This window comes from Aeromonas sp. SrichE-2G, assembly GCF_017939565.1.
Lineage (GTDB): Bacteria > Pseudomonadota > Gammaproteobacteria > Enterobacterales > Aeromonadaceae > Aeromonas > Aeromonas taiwanensis.
In genome coordinates this window covers 474,721-491,497 of record NZ_JAGKRG010000053.1, presented here as the reverse complement: position 1 = coordinate 491,497, position 16,777 = coordinate 474,721, and the positions used below count along the sequence as shown (strand labels likewise).

The window sequence follows — 16,777 nt, the reverse complement described above, 5'->3', positions numbered from 1 at the left end:
CAGTGAATTTTCGGCGAGCAGAAACGTAGAAGGGAGCCTATTCAGGCTCCCTTCCAGAGTGAGTTCGGGATCACTTCTCCCCGAAGAGCGGCGCTGTCGGCCGCCCGGGGCGCGGGTTTGCTTCGAGAAGGCAGACCCGAGTCACTCCCACAAGCGGGTAGGCACCACCAGCAGCATGGTGCGCTGGCCGATGGCCACGTTGGCGTTGGGGAAGACCACCGCCTCCCGCGGTTTTTCTACCTTGTATTGCAGATCCCCGTCTTCGGCCAGCACAAACCCCTGGGGAAACTCGGTGAAATTGTCCACGTCGCTGGCAAACAGGAAGCGGAACTGGGCCGACTGCTTGTTGATCACACGATCGATGGCAAAGATAGTGAAGTCATCCGCCTGCCAGGGCTCGAGCTGCACCTCGTCCTGGGTCACCAGCTCCTGCAACGCCTGGCGCGCCTCGATGAAACGGGTCATGTCGTTCTCGCCGAAGGGGCGCACCTTGCCCAGCTCCACGGTGAAGGCATGGGCGCCGTGCTGGTGCGAGCTGTAATAGCTGAAGGTGGTGGTCGGACCGCTCGAAAGCAGTATGGTGCGTACGCCGCAGGCCCCGAGGAAGCGCACCTGCTCCTTGCAGTGCGGGCGCTCGTGGGGGAAGGGATAGACGGCAAACTTCTCGTGGCGCGAGCCGCGGATGGCGGTGTGCAGATCGTAGTGATAGCGGGGTCTGGCCGGGTTGGCAAAGAAGCGGCTCACATACTGCTCCAGGCGCATGGCGCGAATGCGCTCCCGGTTGCACAGCCCCTCCCCCCTGCTGTGGGCGCCGGAGAAGAGCCGGTTCATGTTCTCTTCCACCTCCCGCAGCCCCTGGTTCATGGCTGCGGGGTTGCCAAAGAGGAACAGCACCCGGTGGCGGGCCCTGAGCTCCCCGCTGAGCAGCCGGCCCAGCAGCTGGTTGCAGATCTCGATGGGAGCGGTCTCGTTGCCGTGGATGCCGCAGGAGAGCACGATATCCTTGCGCCCCCCCGGCAGCTCCCCTGCCCCATGGGCAGGTTCCAGGCAGAGCACACCTGTGTCCCATACGCTCACTCTGGTGCCATCAGGCAGGTCGAAGGCGAAGGGATCAAGCTGCCACTCGTGGCGGCGTGTCAGGGCCAAAAAGTCATGCTGGGGAATCATCCATCTCACCCTCTTGTCGGGAATACCATGGGCGGATTATACGTAAAGCGGGCGGGCTGAAAATCAGTTTTTAAACAAATTCAAACAGTAAGGATACAACATTAACAACTGATGATGGCTGCTCGTGAGGCACGAACATAAGGGGGAGCAAAAGGCAGGAAGCCGTATCGGGGGGCTGCAACACACAGGGAGAAAATCAGGCCTCAGGTCGGGCCATGGGCATCATGCCCAAACAATCAGCAAAAAAACAAGGCATCCATGCCCGGCTGATCAACCACGCCAGAACGGCTTGGTGGTCTCTTGATAGCGGTCGGCTTCGTTCAGACCGATGTCCTTGAGCAGGTAGGCGGGCAGCTCGGAGAGCTGGCGGCGGCTGCGGCTGCGTTCCAGCCAGGTCAGTACGGTCATCTTGGCGCGAGCAACCAGATTCGATTCGCTGGAATGCTGGTAACCGGCTTCGGTATAAGTCATGTTGGCCATGATATGGCTCCTCTCTCTAGTTCTGCGCAAGGCTCGGATTTGATGCGCAGAGCTTAGTCAGGCCGCCGAGGCGTCTCAATTGACGAATTTTGATACATTACATTAGTAAAAGTAATGGTTGATGTCGCCACACCTAACACTGTAACCACATGAATTATCTACAAAATAACAACCAACAATCACCTTTGACCACTCGGCAGCATTTTCTCCTGCATCCCGGGCTTCTAACTATGCACTTTCCCATGTTAGCTATGCACTGGTCACTAGGGCGGCAACGAGCGCCCCGGGTGCCCTCACCGTCAATTGTTAACGATTGGATCATTTAAAGATCGTTATTTAACAGAAAGATACTGATGGGTAACTCGGCCTGGCCGCCAGACTGATTGCACCGCTTGGGGTGAAAAAGGGGCACTTGGCACTCTGTCGACATGCTGGTATGGTTATTTATACAGTAGTTTATCATGCTGCCCTCCCCGGTGAACGATGGAGAGGCCACACACAGGACCTGCCGATGGATACCTTCACCCCCACCGCCGCCCTGCGTCAGCAGATGGTCCTGCTGGAAGAGGCCCTGGCCCGCCTCGCCCGGCAGCTCGGCCAGCTCGATTTGCTGGAGGCCCATGTCTATCCTCTCCCTCCCGTGGCGCAGGGGGAAGAGCACGATCCCATCGAGACCATCGACGTGGGCCACCTCTCGGGCGAGGCGGCGCTGGCCGCAACCCTGGCGGCCTTTCAGGATCACAGCGCCCGCCCCGGCTGCTCCACCAAGGCCACGCACCGGCTGCCGGGCTGGCTGCGCTTCCCCGCCGCCAGCGCTGCATGGCTGCGCCCGCTGCTCGAAGAGATCAACGGCCACAAGCTCGCCTTCAAGACCCTGGTACAGGCCGCCGGCGGGCGGGACGAGAAGTTCGAGCTGGTGCACGGCGCCCTGCCCGGCGTCATCACCCTGCAGGTCTATCGCAAGCTGACCCTGCTCGAGGGGGAGCTCCACTCCCTCGGCTTCACCTGGGCCGACAAGCAGAGCATCAGCCGCCTCAGCCGCGAGCAGGTGCTGGAGATGCTTGAGCGCAGCCGCCGCTACATCCCGGCGCTGTCGGACAACGAGGAGTGGAGCAAGATGGTGGATCAGGAGGTGTACGACATTCGCCGTCTGCCGGCGGATGCCGAGCTTCGGATCCGCCGGCCGGTCAAGACCCACCCCATGATCAACCTGCTCTGGCAGGACAGGGAGCCACGCAAGCAGCAGCTCAAGGCGAGCCTGCCGCTGCTGCTCTGCTCCGACACGCCCCCCGGCGTCACCCACCTGGGGCACTACCCGCCCAAGCTGCGCCAGGCCCGGCGGGATCGCAAGATTGGCGGCGATCCCATCATAGAGCGGCTGCACCTCTACCTCTATCAGGGGTAACACGGGCAATAACGCTCCTCGCCAGCACCGGCCGGCCACACAACCCGAAAACGACGAGGGGGAGCATGATGCTCCCCCTCGTCCGTGATTGCCCGTCAGCTCATCAGCAGGGCCCGCAGGCTCTCCACATCCAGCCCCTTCACCTCGGACTGGCCGCTCAGGAGGCCGTCTGCCAGGGCCCGCTTCTCGTCGTGCAGCGCCACTATCTTCTCCTCCACCGTCTGCTCGCACACCAGCCGGTACACGGTCACCGGCTGGGTCTGCCCCATGCGATGAGCCCGATCGCTCGCCTGATCCTCCACCGCCGGGTTCCACCAGGGGTCCAGGTGCAAGACGGTATCGGCCTGGGTCAGGTTGAGCCCGGTCCCCCCCGCCTTGAGGCTGATGAGAAACAGGGGCACCGCTTCGTGGCGAAAGCGCAGGATGGACTCCTGACGGGACTTGGCGGAGCAGCCACCGTCCAGATAGCAGTAGTCCCACTGGCGCTGCTCGATGCGGCTGCGCAGCAGGCTCAGCAGATCGACGAACTGGCTGAACACCAGCACCCGGTGGCCGCCGTCGATGGCCTCGTCCAGCAGCGCCATGGCCTCGTCCAGCTTGCTGCTGGTCTGGGACCACTCCGGCATCACCAGCTGGGGGGAGCAGCAGAGGCGCCGCAGCCGGGTCAGGCCGCTCAGCACGTGCATCAGGGCCCGGCCATCGGCGCTTTGCACCTGCTGCACCACCTCGCGCCGCGTCGCCTCGTAGAGCTGGCGCTCCTCCGGGGAGAGGCTGATGTGGTGGATGATCTCGGTCTTGTCCGGCAGCTCTTTCAGCACCTGTTGCTTGAGGCGACGCAGGATGAAGGGGCTGATCACCGCCCGCAGCATCGCCATGTGCTGGGGATCCTTCACCGCCTTGCCGAAGCGACGCTTGAACTCCCCGAGGCTGCCGAGCAGGCCGGGGTTGATGAAGCTGAACAGGCTCCACAACTCCCCCAGATGGTTCTCGATGGGGGTGCCGGAGAGGGCCAGGCGAAAATCACCGTCGAGCTGGAACAGCAGCTTGGCGCGCTGGGTGCCGGCATTCTTGATCTGCTGCGCCTCGTCCAGCACCATGCTCGCCCAATGGCGGGACTTGAGGGACTGGGACAGGCTGCCGAGCATGCCGTAGTTGACCAGGACGATCTGCCCGGCCCTGGCCTCCTGGATCAGCGTCGCCCGCTCGGCGGGGTTGTCGAACACCACCACCTCCAGCTCGGGGGCGAACCGTGCCACCTCTTCCTGCCAGTTGGTGACCACTGACTTGGGCACCACCACCAGGGCCGGGCCCAGGTGCTGGCGCATGCGCAGTACGATGAGCGCCTGCAGCGTCTTGCCAAGGCCCATGTCGTCGGCCAGGCAGGCCCCGAAGCCGTGGTGTGCAAGGGTCGCCATCCAGCGCACCCCCTCCTTCTGATAGTCCCGCAGCGCCGTCAGGAGCTCGGGTGGGCAGCTCACCTCCTGTTGCCACTCCTGCTGCAGGGCGTGCCAGGCGTCGTCTCCCTCCGTGGTAATGACGGAGAGCAGGCGGGTGAGCGGGTAGGCCAGCTTGTGGCTGATGCGCTGCTCGCCGTCCAGCATGGCCCCCAGCACGGTGAGGCGCTCCACCAGCTTGTCGCTCAGCATCAGGCTGGTCTTCTCGTCTAGCTGGACGGTGCGCTGACCCGGAGTCAGCTGGCGCAGGATGAGGCGCAGATCGAGGATCTGGTGCTCGTCCAGCGCCAGGGCCCCCTCCACCTGGAACCAGTCCTGGCGCCGCTCGATGCGCAGGCTCAGGGCTGCCTCGTCCAGGCTCTTGAGCCTTGCGCTGTCCTGATGCCAGTGCACGACCACACCGGCGTCCACCAGCTCGGGCAAGGCGTTGACCAGGGTCAGCGCCTGCTCGCCATCCAGCTTCCACTCGATACCGGGCAGGCCGATGGGCAGCTGGTTGCGCAGCCGCTGGGCCTCCGCCTTCTCGGCGGCCAGATCACGCTGCCAATAGTGGTACTCGCGGATCCCCTGGCGCACGATGGCCTCCCCCTTGCCCAGGGGCAAGGGGGGCTGTTCGCCCTCGCGGGTCACCAGCTGGACCACCAGCTGCCCCTCCTGCCAGTCCAGCTGGACCGAGGGGACGCCGGGCCAGGGGGCCAACTCGGCATTGCCCGAAAGCCCCGCCACCTGGCTGTGCCAGGGGAGATCCGGGATGGCATCCAGGACCCGTTGCAGCTCCTCCAGCCCCGCCGGTGGCAGCATCGGAATGGAAGCCAGTGCAGGCAGCCTGTCGACCAGCGCCTGGGGGGTCAGGATCAGCTGCCACAGATCCTGGGCCAGGGGCACGATATGGGCGCCACGGGCCGCGGCAGCCGGGCTCAGCAAGGCGCTCATGTGCACCTCGTGAGGCGCCTGCTCGCCGGCACCGTCAACCCGCACTATCTGCAGCAGGGGGGCGCTGATGGCCAGTTGCAGCCTCTGCCCCCTGGCATTGAACAGGCGCGGATGGCTCGCCAGGGGCTCCCAGGCGTCTCGCGGCAGCTTGCCCATGTTGCGTGGCAGGGTGCGCACCAACGCCCAGTCCGCCTCGTCCAGCAGGCTGGCGTACTGGGTGGAGAGCAGGGCCGGATCGACCCGGCGCCCGGCGGTCCACTCCCCCTTGGTGCTCTGCTTCTGGATCTTGCATTCGAGCTCGGGTCCCTCGGCGTGGAGCAGCCAGACCAGCCGCTCCTGCGGCTTGCGCACGCCGCTCGAGCGCCCCAGCCCCTGCAACCAGTTGAGCCAGTTGGCCGATGCGGGCGCCTTGCCCTCGTCATCCGGCTCAGCCTCCTCCTGGGTGGCGACACGCAATGCATGCAGCGGGGCATGGCGCACCTCCCTGCCCAGCAGGAGCCGCAGCAGATCCTGGCAGAAGGCCATCAGCCGGTGGCGGGGCTCGGCCCCCAGCACGTGGGAGAGGTCCCACTTGTGCAGTATGACCACCTGGGGGCTCTGCTCGCCGTGGCGCGCGAGGGCGCAGAGATCGAGCCAGAGGTAGCCCCAGTGGAGCTCCTCCGGCGGTAACTGCAGGGTATCGAACAGGCCGACGGCCTGACCGTGGCGATCACCGGCCCACTGCCCCAGCAGATCCGCCAGCAAAGGGAAGCCATGACCCAGGCTGCGCTGCCACTTCTTGCGCTGTTCGCTGGCCCGCACGGGATCCGCCTGTTGCAGCCACCCCAACCAGAGCAAGGCACTGAACATCCTGGGCCAGGAGGCTTCTCCCCCCGCCCGCCACTGGTCGAGGGCCCCCAGGAGCCGCTCGAGCAGGGGGCCTTCATCCCCCTGCTCGGCCAGTCGCTGCAGCGCCGGCCAGTGAGTGATCACCTCGCCGCCGAGCGGGCCGCAGAGCCACGCCCACTCGGCAGCCAGCGCATCGGCCTGCGCCGTCAGTGCCGGACCACAGGCCGCGACCACCGGGGTCAGCGGCCAATTCGCGTCCGGCTCGGCGTCCAGCAGGGTCTGCAGGGCGAAGTGTTCCAGCAGCAGGGTTTGCCAGGCCGGGCTCGAGCCCGGCAGCAGGCGGTGGGCATCGGGGAGATCCAGCAGGCTCAGCAGCTCAGCCGCCGAGTAATAGGGCGGGATCTGCCCCGCCTCCCCCAGACAGAGCTGACGCACCACCCCTTGGGCCATCTCCTGGCCCGTGACCGAGGGCACCCGGCTCCAGTCCGGCATGGGGCACTCCCCCGCTCGCACCGCCAGGATCAGGGTCAGGGTTCCCTCCGCCGTCAGGCTCCACTGCTGTTCCGTACGCTGTCGGATCAGCCCCAGGTGTTGCAACTGGTTCAAGGTGTCGGTCAGCGTTTGCTCGGGCGTGTGCTGCGGGTACAGCGTGTCTTGCAGGTAACGGGTGCTGGCGGCGCGCTGCAGTTGCAGCTCGCTGAGCAGGGCATGGCAATCCGAAGAGAGGGTGAAGGCTGACATCGGAACTCACGGGCAGATGCAAAGGCGGAATTTTAACGGGAAAGCGGCGGCGGCTCGACCCTTAAGGATCAAATAGTGCAAAAAAAGCGGAGGATAATGCCGGATGGGTCGCCCACCAGAAGGTTGGCCGGCGCAATAAAAGAGGCGCCGCAGCGCCTCATGAGGGGGATCTGGCTTGGCGCTCAGCCTTCTAGCTGTGCCAGGCGGGCTTCCAGGGCCTGCAACTGCGCCTTGAGGGTCACGACCTCCTCCTCCAGGGCCGCCAGCCTGTCCGCCGCCGGCGAGGCATAATTGCCGGCAACGGGCATCTGTTCGGCGAGGGCATCCAGATCTATCTCCCCGCTGAACAGGTGGGCGTAACGGGACTCCCGCTTGCCCGGCTCCCGGGGCAGCTTGACCACGTAGGGGCCGCGCTCGATGAGCCCGGCCAGCACCCCGTCCACCTCGGTCACGTCGTCGAAGCTGCACAGACGGTTGGTCCGCGAGCGCAGTTCACCCGGGGTCTGCGGGCCGCGCAGCAGCAGCTCGCAGACGATGCCGAGCTCCTGGGCCGTGAACTTGAGCTCGCCAAATTCGGTGTTGCAGAAGCGGTGTTGGTAACGGGGCACCCGGGCGTTGAAACCGGCGGTATTGACCACCAGGCGGCGGCGGATCAGTTCGTCGATCACGGCGCGGATGTCGAGCTCGGCGAGCTCCAGCACGGGCTCGCGGTTGCTCTTCTGGTTGCAGGCGTTGACCAGCGCATTGAGCGAGAGAGGGTACTGATCCGGCGTGCAGATCTCTTTCTCAATCAGGCAGCCGATAACGCGAGCCTCCAGCGGGCCAAGTACTATCTCCATGTCATACTCCCTTGCCAAACAAGACGTTAAGACGGTTATCTTAGCCAAGGCGTGCCCGCCGTCCAGCAGAGAACCCCATTTTTGCGAACCGATGACCCCCTTGCTGCAACCTTGAGCAATCCGCCACTGCCGGCACTGCCCTAGAGCGACTTGTCGACCCGGGTATCCGCCCCCATGGTCAGGATGCGCACCCTCTCCCCCCTGGCAAAGGTGAAAGCAGGATCCTGCTCCTGCATGACGCTCAGCAGTTTTCCCGCCTCCGTCTTGATCAGCAGCTCGACCCTCGGCTTGCTCTGAACGCTGTCCCCCTGGCGGCGCCGCGAGACCTCGGCCCCCGCGACGGCCCCCACTGTGGTCGCGACTGTCTGGCCTGAGCCACCGCCAAACTGGCTGCCCACGGCGGCGCCGAGCGCCGCGGCTCCCAGGGTGCGAAGAGGACGGGCCCCGCTCTGGTGAGACGCCGCTTGGGTGATGAGACGACTCTCCTGCACTGTGCCGTATTCCACCACGGCGCTGGTGCCCGCAAGCGTGGGCGGCCCCATCAGGGTGAACAGGCTGATGACGATGAACGCACTCTTCTTCACGATATCGGCTCCGGTAACAGTCAAGACGCGATGGCACCGCCTTGCCGCGGCCAGCCATCCCTCTCGGGAGGCTACCTGATCCAAGCTGACTGCCAGCTTGCCCAGTGTGGAAATGATCACGGCCGCAAAGCGGCCGTGATGGAGATCCCGAGTGCTGTCACACCTGACTATGAAGAGGGGGCACGCTCCAGCGTCGCGGCAACCGGTTTGGCCGCCGAGCCGGTGAGCAAGGGCTCACCCGGATAGAGCATCAGGGCTTCGGTGCGCAGGCGCTCAGCCTCCCCACTGCGACCCAGAGCATTGAGGGCGATCACCATGTTGGCGTAGATGTTGGCCCTGGGGGTGTGGCGCACGAATGCCCTCCCCCAGTCGAGATAGGCCTCCAGCTCGACCTTGTTGTTGGCCTGCAGGCCCACCATGAGGCGCACCGCATTCACGTCAAACTCCACCCGGGCCAGCCAGGCCATGGGATTGACGATGTCGAGCAGGAGTGCCGGCTGTTTGTAACCGCCCCGCTCATATTTGGTCACCACCCAGGCCGTGTGAATGGCCGTCAGCATAAAGGGCACGACGATGAGGGGAATGGCGATAGCCGCGAAGCGCAACAAGAGCCAGGGGCGACAGACATATTCCCGCCAATTCGCATGCTCCTGCTCCTCCACTTCCGCGTCCACCACATGGATAAGCAGCAACAGCGCCCACCACAGGGCGATGGCGTGGTAGAACGGGTATTCGGTCTGGGTATGCAGCAGAATGGGGGTCACCAGCGCCAGCAAGGCGGTGCCTTTGACCCAGCCAGCCCGACTCACACGCCACAGCAGGGCAACCCCCATCAGCACCATGCCCACCATGGGAGCCAGGCCTCCTTCCACCGCCCAGTAGAGGAACTCGTTGTGAGGGTGATCGAGGTTGTATTCGATCTGCACCATGGCCGGGTTCAGCGCCTTGTCGGCCATGTAGTGATGGAGGAACACCGACTCAAAGCTGCCATAACCCCAGCCGGTCCAGGGTGTCTCTGCGATAAGCTTGGCAGCGTAAGGCCAGTAGATGGAGCGCATGCCGCCGGATTGATATGCTTCCAGTCCACGCTTGGCCCCTGACAACCCGTACAGAGATAGCAGCCCCAGGGCGATGCCCAACCCAACCAGCGCCAGAACCCTGCCCAGCTGGTGCTGGCGATAGAGCTGCGGAACAAGCAGGAACAGTGCCAGCAGCCCACCCAGCTGCCCCACCCGGGATTGCAACACCACCAGCAACACCGACGTCGCGAGGATCACGCCATAACGCAATCCCTTGAGCCAGGGGTTGGCGTGCCCCCTCATCTCCAGCCAGATGGCCAGCGACAGACCGGTCGCCATAAAACTCGCCATCACGTTGGGCTGCTGAAAGATGCCGTAGGGCCGGTTGACCCGGGTGTCGTAGCCTATCCAGTTACCCGGTACCAGCAGGTAATACTGCACCAGGCCGAGCAGCGCTTCGATTGCCACGGCACCGAGCAGCAAATAGAGCAGCCTGTCGCGCGCCTCTCTATCAAACCGCCACTGATAGAGGCTCACCAAAAACAGCAGCCCGGCAAACAGCCCCAGCAGACGGGGAATGGCGTAGTCCTTGAGCTCAAAGCCTGGATAGGCCATGGGCAACAGCAGCAGCAAACCTGCAAACCACAAGGTCATCAGCAGCGGCGAGGCGATCAGCCGCTGGTTGAGCGTGATCTGCCACAGCCCAAGCGCCATGACCAGGCTGGCGAAGATCCAGCCCCAGGCGTTGAACGGCAGATAGAGCCCGGCCCCGCCTGGGTTGTGCATAAAGAAATGCATGCCAAGCAGCCAGTACAGCACGCTGACCACCACAAAAGCCCTTGCAGTTGACGTCATCTTCCCTGACCCCACTCACTCATGTTCATCACTCCACCCAAGAAACAAAAAGGGGGCTAAGCCCCCCTTTGATTCATCTAGTAACGATTATGCCTGCTCTGGCTCATGCTTGCGAAAAGCATGGCGCACCAGCACGATTCCCACTCCCAGCATGCCGCCAAGCAGGGTGGCCAGCACCACGACCAAGGGACGCTTGGGCTTGTCACGGCTCAAGGGCTCGCTTGGCGAGGCTAAGTAGGAGAAAGAGTTGAATGGCAGTTTCTCGGGCTTGATAGCCTGAAGGCTGCTCAGTTGTAGGCGAAGAGCACTCAGAGCCGGATTTAATATATCAGGGTTTTTTATCTCCTTTAAAACCTTGAGTTTCTCCGCCAACGCGCGGGCTCCCAAGTCGATAGCAAAACCATCGCGGATATTGAGATTCTCGACCGGAGAATCGATCCCTGCTGCTTGGCTGATACGCAGGCTGTATGAGGTACGCTGTATGTCATCTTCCAGTTGCTTGAGAGTATCGGCCTTGGCACTTTCATACTGGGTTTGCAATGTCTTGATCCGGCTCTGCCAGATGGTGGTGAGCTCCTTACCCTTGTTCGTCGACTCCTGCTGCTGGATAAAGGAGATGTATTGCTCCAAGCGAGCCTTAGCTTCGACCGCACTGTCTGCAGCGAAGGAAAGGGTGACATCCTCTCGCAACTTGTCCGGAGCCTTGGCGCTGATCCCCTCAGCCATCGTCTTGAGCAACCTCCGTTTTCCTTTCGGATCAGTGATCTCGCGCTGAGTAGCCTCTGCGTCCAAGTAGCCCCTTTCAACCAAGAATTGGCGCTTATTATTAAAGCTGTTGAAATTATCGACAAAGTCAACATAGAGCGCTTTCTTGTCAAAGGAGGTGAAAGCCGTTGCAGGCACTTGGGCATTGATCAACTGATTAATGTTGAGCTCAAGCGACTCCACCTCCTTGAGAGTAGGTAACTTTATTTCGGCCTGACTGACCCAGGTCTGTGGAGCCAGCAGAGCATAGGTGATGCCAACCCCGGCAAAAAGGGTCGAAATCAGCAAAATAAGGAGTCTCTGGCGCCACAACACCAGAAGCAATTCACGAAGATCGATTTCGTCACCTGAAGAGGCTTGCCAACCCTGAGGCAATTTACTGTTCGAATTATCGAGTACCTGTTTTTTCATATTGGGCTCTAAAAATGAAGGGATTACCAAAAAAGGAACGAAACTGTCTTAGTTTGACAAAAACAGTGGCGAATTATCCATCAGGAGCCACCCAATAGCCAGTATCGGATCTGACCACTTAAGCAATGTTTCCAGTTAATGAACATAGTAATCGTTGCACTAAACCACAGCAGTTGAACCAAAGCAACCAGCTGCTAAGATTGTAATCCCCCTGCTTGTAGATGCACAGATAATGAATCGGATTTAATTGCCATAGTAGTACCCACCTAAATCAACCGTTACCATCTAATAATAACAAGGATACAATGACTGTAGTTGAGAAATAAAAAATGGAGGTAACTCAGCGAGGCTCACTGGCAGTCTTTGGTCTTATTTTAGCCAGAATACGCCAGATATTGTTAAGTAACTTGTAATAGAGTAAAAAAACCAGAGCAAACAACAGCAAGCTAATCCATTCAGGCACACCACCATATTCAAGGGCAATACCGGTAACGGCCAACAAGATCGCAATACCACAAATTACCACCAACGCCTGATGAGATGATAGCCCCGCTCGCAGGCAGATATGATGTAGATGCTCACGATCTGGTTTAAATGGCGAAACACCTTTACGTATACGTCGTACCATAATACATGTCATGTCCATTAATGGGATAGCAATCAACCAAAGCGCTGTAACCGGGTTCATTTGAGCCCTCGGCCCCTGAGTCCCCTGTAGCAAAACCCATATAACGGTAAAGCCGATAAACATGCTACCAGCATCTCCCATAAATACTTTTTTTCGCATGCCAAATGGGAATCCTAAATTCAAACAAATATAGGGGACAACGACAATCATCATCAACAGACAGAAACGAGCGAGAGGCAATTGACCATCAGCATAATGAATATAAGATAATGCACCAAAGGTAACCATTGTAAGTCCACCTAATAACCCATCAATCCCATCCACCATATTAAATGCGTTTATTGCACCTAGAACAGCAAATACAGTTACAATGTATCCTAACGGCCCTAAATTAAATTCATAACCAAAAAATAGAAAACCAAGACTTTTTAAGGATAGACCTGCACCAAAAATCATCACACATGAAATAAAGACTTGAGCAACTAAACGAATACGATAGTCAACATCATATTTATCATCAATAGCACCAAGAATTACTAAAACTGAAGAACAAAGCAAATAAATGTCAGTGTGAACCAATAAACCTGGTTTATACCATAAAGATAACATCAATGTTAAGTATATTGATATGCCGCCAACCAATGGAATCTGCCCCTGGTGTAGTTTTCGCTCATTAGGCCTGTCTACCAATTTTATTTTTTGAGCAATCTTTCTTGCAAAAAACAAAATCATAAATGATGTAAAAAAAAGCAGTGATAATTCCACCATCTAACTCCATAGTGATAGCTTAATTAAATCAATAAATTATTTATTACATTCTTTATATTCTTTATATTCCATGAAAATAAAACAATAATTATACATCCCCTACCTAAAGGGACATGAAATTCACACCTAAAAACACAAGCCTAAATATAATAATCATTAAGGCGTGTTACGATGATAATCAAGGAGTTTTCTGATACCATCTGATAATGAGGTGTATGATTTACGGCCAATAACCTCATACAATCTGTCGTTACAAAGAATATTCGATGGTATCAGGGCATGATTGACATTAACTTTATCAACAACAACATCATGTCTACCCATCAAATTTAGTATTGTCGTCACAACTTCTAATGTTGAATGACCGAGTCCTGAACCGATATTAAATATATTATAAGGAAGAGCACGAAACGATAACAAACGATAAAATGAGTCAATGAAATCATCTATGAATATATAATCTCGAATCTCCGCCCCCCCACCCCATATTTCGACAGGACTATTAGACAATACTTTACCGATGGTGACTGAAATCAACCCCTGGTTAGAATTCAATAGCTGATAACGTCCATAAGGATTAGATGGGCGAACAATCAAGAAATCACATCTATTTATATTTGCCGCTGCCGATACATAATGCTCAAGTTCAATTTTACTTTTACCATAGAGGCAGCGGGCCCCAAGAAGATCTGTCTCTCTATGTGAGAAGAGACTATCGGCATAAACCCTTCCACCGGAAGAAAAAAAAACAAATCGACTCGTCACTTTGCAAAGATAATCAATTGCGATTTTATTTATCCCAACAAGCTCGTTGTAATTATTTACAGAGGAATTAACAGGGATATTGTTTGATAAATATATAACATCAGAAAAATAAGAGCCATCAATATCTCTCATGTTTGACGCTATAGTACCCAACTCCCCCTCAATATATCTCACATTAGCCGTGCATACAGACGGACTATTTCTACCATAAACCGAAACATCATAAGATTCTGAAACCAATTTTTCTATTAAATTTTTAGCAATGAAACCTGAACCACCGACTATTAATACCTTTTTATTCATAAACATGTACTCATATCATTAATACTCTGTGGTAAAATAGTTTTTTCACAAGATGTTTTTAATCACCTTGGCAGGATTACCAGCAATTACTACATTACCAAGAAAAGATTTAGTAACAACCGAATTAGCTGCCACAACTACATTATCACCCAAAACAACACCCGACAAAATTTTAACATTATCACCAAGCCAAATATGCTTACCAAGAACAGTCCCCCCTCTAACATCAAGAGGCCTAGAACTCGGCAAAATATCAAGATAATCAACACCAAATGAATGGTTATGATCTGTAATCAAAACATCACTACCAATCAGACACCCGTCCCCTATAACAACAAGTTTCGCTGCTGCAATATGAACATTCTGACTTAAAGAAACATTATCACCAATGTGAATCATGCCCTCCCCTATCGCATCCAACCACGTAAACCGCCCAAGATTAACCCCCCTCCCGATAAAAATATTTTTAGACCCAACAATAGACACACCACGACCAACGATTAGATTCACTGCATTCAATGCATATGAATAGTATTTATTTCTTATTTTTAAGAAAAAAAATGAAAACACACGAAGAACCGCGATCAAAAATCGCTCCCTCAATAACCTCAACACCATTTAACAATCACCTCATTGTGATATTTTTTAGTCGGCAAGCAAACCTCATTGCCAAAAGCGCCACCCTTCCATAAGTTTCTTTTATTATAGAGTCCGCATCATCAACAATATATGTATATCCTTGACTAGTATAGACTGTTTTATAATACCAAGGAATAATAAATTTCACGTACAAAAGCCACTTCACTTTTAAGTACGTACTTTTAGTTACACATTTTTTTGCCACTTCATTTCTTAACATCCCTAAATAATTAACACAAAAACAGTGAAATAAGTTATACCCACCTTTCCCTGGTACAGATTTATTATCAAAATAATAACCCGTCAAAACCAAGTATTTTGTATTGCAATTAAAAAGCAGTGAAGTATGTGGAAACATATAATTCAATTGCTCTTTCGCATTTGGCACTCTTTCCAAGTCCGCCTTCCAAATACTAAAAGCAGAACTCCAAGTATTCTGAAAATTAGTGCAGCCGATAAATTCATTCAAATCATTACAATATCGGTCACTCGATAAACCCAAGGTATTATTAGAAAAAAACAGAGTTGATTTATCAACTAAATTCCTTTCAACCACATCGACCATTTTAGAAAACATGCCTGGTATAAAGCAGCTATAATCATTGTGTAGTTTTAGTAACTGCCCAGAGCCAGACTTCAATGCAATTATTGAATTATAAAAACCCAATACTGGATTACGAACATGCCTTATGTTATATCCTTTCTCAGCTAGAAGAACGCAATATTCCTCTACCTGATAGCCATCTGAATTATCAGCAACAACTATTTCATACTTTGACACAGGAACACCATCAGAAATAATAGACTGAATTGTGTCCACCAACAACTCGAAACGATCTTTTGTAGGTATACAAACCGAGATAATTATCATTGCTCACAACCAATTATAGACTTGAATGATTTTAATGACTTGAACAACTTGAGCGCCCCTTCAGGAACATCAAAAACAAAGAAATAACCACAACCTCAATAAAAACAGATATTATGCTCACACCTATAACTGAGAAATAATATGCGCCGGTTATTAGAAGAGGGAATCCTATAACACCCGAGACTATATAGGTAATACTAAACTCTTTAGTCATCCCCTTAGGCAGCATAATCTGAATACCGAGCATATTTGCAATGGCAACTACAGGTGGAATCCAAATTAAAATTTTCAGTACAATAACAGCACCCGGCAAGCTATCACCATACAACACATTAATAATGTGTTCAGAAAAACACATTAATATTAAACTTAAAACAAAAAATGGGATAACAAAGAATTTGAAAACCGTTCTAATTATACCATAAGCCTCATCCTGCTTCTCAAGCATTAACCTGCTTAGCCTTGGGTACAATGCTTGAGACACGGGATTAATTATTGATTGCACTGCTAATCTAATTTTGTCTGCTGCTGCATAAATACCAACACTGGCGGCCCCAGATGTGTACCCTAAAATCAATGGGACGCTTGTTGTATAAAGACTGACAAAAGATGTAGAAACAAAAATGTCCCACCCATCTTTTATCTCAACAGCTATATCCTGAAAATTAACCCTAGCAAAAAAAACCATCCTGGTTGAAAAACAATAAAAAAGTGAAATAACAGAGGCAACTAATGGCATACTCGCCTGTAATATAATAGCCAAAGAGAAATCATGCTTATCATTGACTAAAATATAAATAAGAACAACACCAGAAACACGAGAGATAAAATTACAGACAGCAATCCATTGCATTTTTTCATATGCCTGATAAAGCCACACAGGAAAAAACACACTCCCAAAAACACTTAGATAACCTAAATTAAAATATATCAAATGCTCTCTATAAGTAGATGTTAAAAGTACATAACTGTTTATTATAGAAAAGCCCAAAGCCGCTATCATTAACTTTGACAGAATCACCGAAGAAAAAACCTTCGACACAAATTTTTTATTATCAATATTTATCGCCAACTTCCGCGTTGCTGTCAAGTTAAAACCATACTCACTTAATATTATAAAATACTGTATTACAGTAAATATAAGAATGTAAACACCAAAAAGATCAACCCCCAAAACCTGCACCAATCTAGGTATAATCAAAAGAGGAAGTATATAATTAACAGCCTGTATACTAAAAAGTGAAAAAATATTCTTTAATAATAACCTGTCCAATGTTGACCTCATTTCACTAGCTTAGTAGTGCATTCTAACCAACAAGTAA

The 16,777-nt window shown here is 54.5% G+C and carries 13 protein-coding genes; 1 reads left to right on the top strand and 12 read right to left on the bottom strand.

Annotated features, from left to right (window positions below):
- Positions 1-141: 141 nt before the first annotated feature.
- Both astE and J9885_RS18625 read right to left on the bottom strand, forming a co-directional pair.
- Positions 142-1,167 (bottom strand): succinylglutamate desuccinylase, encoded by a 1,026-nt coding sequence (gene astE, locus J9885_RS18630; protein WP_210550356.1) that lies wholly within the window; start codon positions 1,165-1,167, stop codon positions 142-144.
- A 270-nt stretch (positions 1,168-1,437) separates the two neighbouring features.
- A complete protein-coding gene (locus tag J9885_RS18625) occupies positions 1,438-1,647 on the bottom strand; it encodes a DUF1127 domain-containing protein (protein ID WP_043759354.1) in 210 nt (69 codons plus the stop codon).
- 511 nt (positions 1,648-2,158) lie between these two features.
- Between J9885_RS18625 and J9885_RS18620 the strand changes: the two genes are divergently transcribed.
- Positions 2,159-3,052, top strand: coding sequence for a DNA replication terminus site-binding protein (locus J9885_RS18620; RefSeq protein ID WP_210550355.1), 894 nt, complete (start codon positions 2,159-2,161; stop codon positions 3,050-3,052).
- 95 nt (positions 3,053-3,147) lie between these two features.
- Here J9885_RS18620 and J9885_RS18615 read toward each other — a convergent pair whose 3' ends face one another.
- From J9885_RS18615 to J9885_RS18570, 10 genes are all read right to left on the bottom strand, one after another.
- Entirely contained in the window at positions 3,148-7,008 is a 3,861-nt protein-coding gene (locus J9885_RS18615) for a DEAD/DEAH box helicase (RefSeq protein WP_210550354.1), read from the bottom strand.
- A gap of 182 nt (positions 7,009-7,190) precedes the next feature.
- On the bottom strand, positions 7,191-7,847 hold the full coding sequence (locus J9885_RS18610; protein ID WP_210550353.1) for a DUF480 domain-containing protein: 657 nt from the start codon (positions 7,845-7,847) through the stop codon (positions 7,191-7,193).
- Positions 7,848-7,987: 140 nt separating this feature from the next.
- Positions 7,988-8,431: a glycine zipper 2TM domain-containing protein gene (locus J9885_RS18605; protein WP_210550352.1), complete on the bottom strand. Its 444-nt coding sequence runs from the start codon at positions 8,429-8,431 to the stop codon at positions 7,988-7,990.
- 167 nt (positions 8,432-8,598) lie between these two features.
- The gene (locus tag J9885_RS18600; RefSeq protein ID WP_210550351.1) at positions 8,599-10,305 is read right to left on the bottom strand and encodes a Wzy polymerase domain-containing protein; all 1,707 of its coding nucleotides are present in this window, start codon (positions 10,303-10,305) and stop codon (positions 8,599-8,601) included.
- 87 nt (positions 10,306-10,392) lie between these two features.
- Positions 10,393-11,481 (bottom strand): Wzz/FepE/Etk N-terminal domain-containing protein, encoded by a 1,089-nt coding sequence (locus J9885_RS18595; RefSeq protein ID WP_210550350.1) that lies wholly within the window; start codon positions 11,479-11,481, stop codon positions 10,393-10,395.
- A 340-nt stretch (positions 11,482-11,821) separates the two neighbouring features.
- Positions 11,822-12,874, bottom strand: a complete 1,053-nt coding sequence (gene wecA / locus J9885_RS18590; RefSeq protein ID WP_210550349.1) for a UDP-N-acetylglucosamine--undecaprenyl-phosphate N-acetylglucosaminephosphotransferase — start codon at positions 12,872-12,874, stop codon at positions 11,822-11,824.
- Positions 12,875-13,033: 159 nt separating this feature from the next.
- Positions 13,034-13,945 (bottom strand): NAD-dependent epimerase/dehydratase family protein, encoded by a 912-nt coding sequence (locus J9885_RS18585; protein WP_210550348.1) that lies wholly within the window; start codon positions 13,943-13,945, stop codon positions 13,034-13,036.
- A 45-nt stretch (positions 13,946-13,990) separates the two neighbouring features.
- Positions 13,991-14,533: a DapH/DapD/GlmU-related protein gene (locus J9885_RS20145; RefSeq protein ID WP_282598313.1), complete on the bottom strand. Its 543-nt coding sequence runs from the start codon at positions 14,531-14,533 to the stop codon at positions 13,991-13,993.
- A gap of 37 nt (positions 14,534-14,570) precedes the next feature.
- On the bottom strand, positions 14,571-15,455 hold the full coding sequence (locus J9885_RS18575; RefSeq protein WP_349237398.1) for a glycosyltransferase family 2 protein: 885 nt from the start codon (positions 15,453-15,455) through the stop codon (positions 14,571-14,573).
- Between the two features lie 31 nt (positions 15,456-15,486).
- Complete coding sequence (locus J9885_RS18570; RefSeq protein ID WP_210550346.1) at positions 15,487-16,728, bottom strand: flippase; 1,242 nt, start codon at positions 16,726-16,728, stop codon at positions 15,487-15,489.
- Positions 16,729-16,777: the final 49 nt, after the last annotated feature.

Excerpts from the sequence above, each read along its gene's own strand:
- astE (WP_210550356.1), bottom strand. The coding sequence starts at position 1,167 with ATGATTCCCCAGCATGACTTTTTGGCCCTGACACGCCGCCACGAGTGG.
- J9885_RS18625 (WP_043759354.1), bottom strand. The coding sequence starts at position 1,647 with ATGGCCAACATGACTTATACCGAAGCCGGTTACCAGCATTCCAGCGAA.
- J9885_RS18620 (WP_210550355.1), top strand. The coding sequence starts at position 2,159 with ATGGATACCTTCACCCCCACCGCCGCCCTGCGTCAGCAGATGGTCCTG.
- J9885_RS18615 (WP_210550354.1), bottom strand. The coding sequence starts at position 7,008 with ATGTCAGCCTTCACCCTCTCTTCGGATTGCCATGCCCTGCTCAGCGAG.
- J9885_RS18610 (WP_210550353.1), bottom strand. The coding sequence starts at position 7,847 with ATGGAGATAGTACTTGGCCCGCTGGAGGCTCGCGTTATCGGCTGCCTG.
- J9885_RS18600 (WP_210550351.1), bottom strand. The coding sequence starts at position 10,305 with ATGACGTCAACTGCAAGGGCTTTTGTGGTGGTCAGCGTGCTGTACTGG.
- J9885_RS18595 (WP_210550350.1), bottom strand. The coding sequence starts at position 11,481 with ATGAAAAAACAGGTACTCGATAATTCGAACAGTAAATTGCCTCAGGGT.
- J9885_RS18585 (WP_210550348.1), bottom strand. The coding sequence starts at position 13,945 with ATGAATAAAAAGGTATTAATAGTCGGTGGTTCAGGTTTCATTGCTAAA.
- J9885_RS18575 (WP_349237398.1), bottom strand. The coding sequence starts at position 15,455 with ATGATAATTATCTCGGTTTGTATACCTACAAAAGATCGTTTCGAGTTG.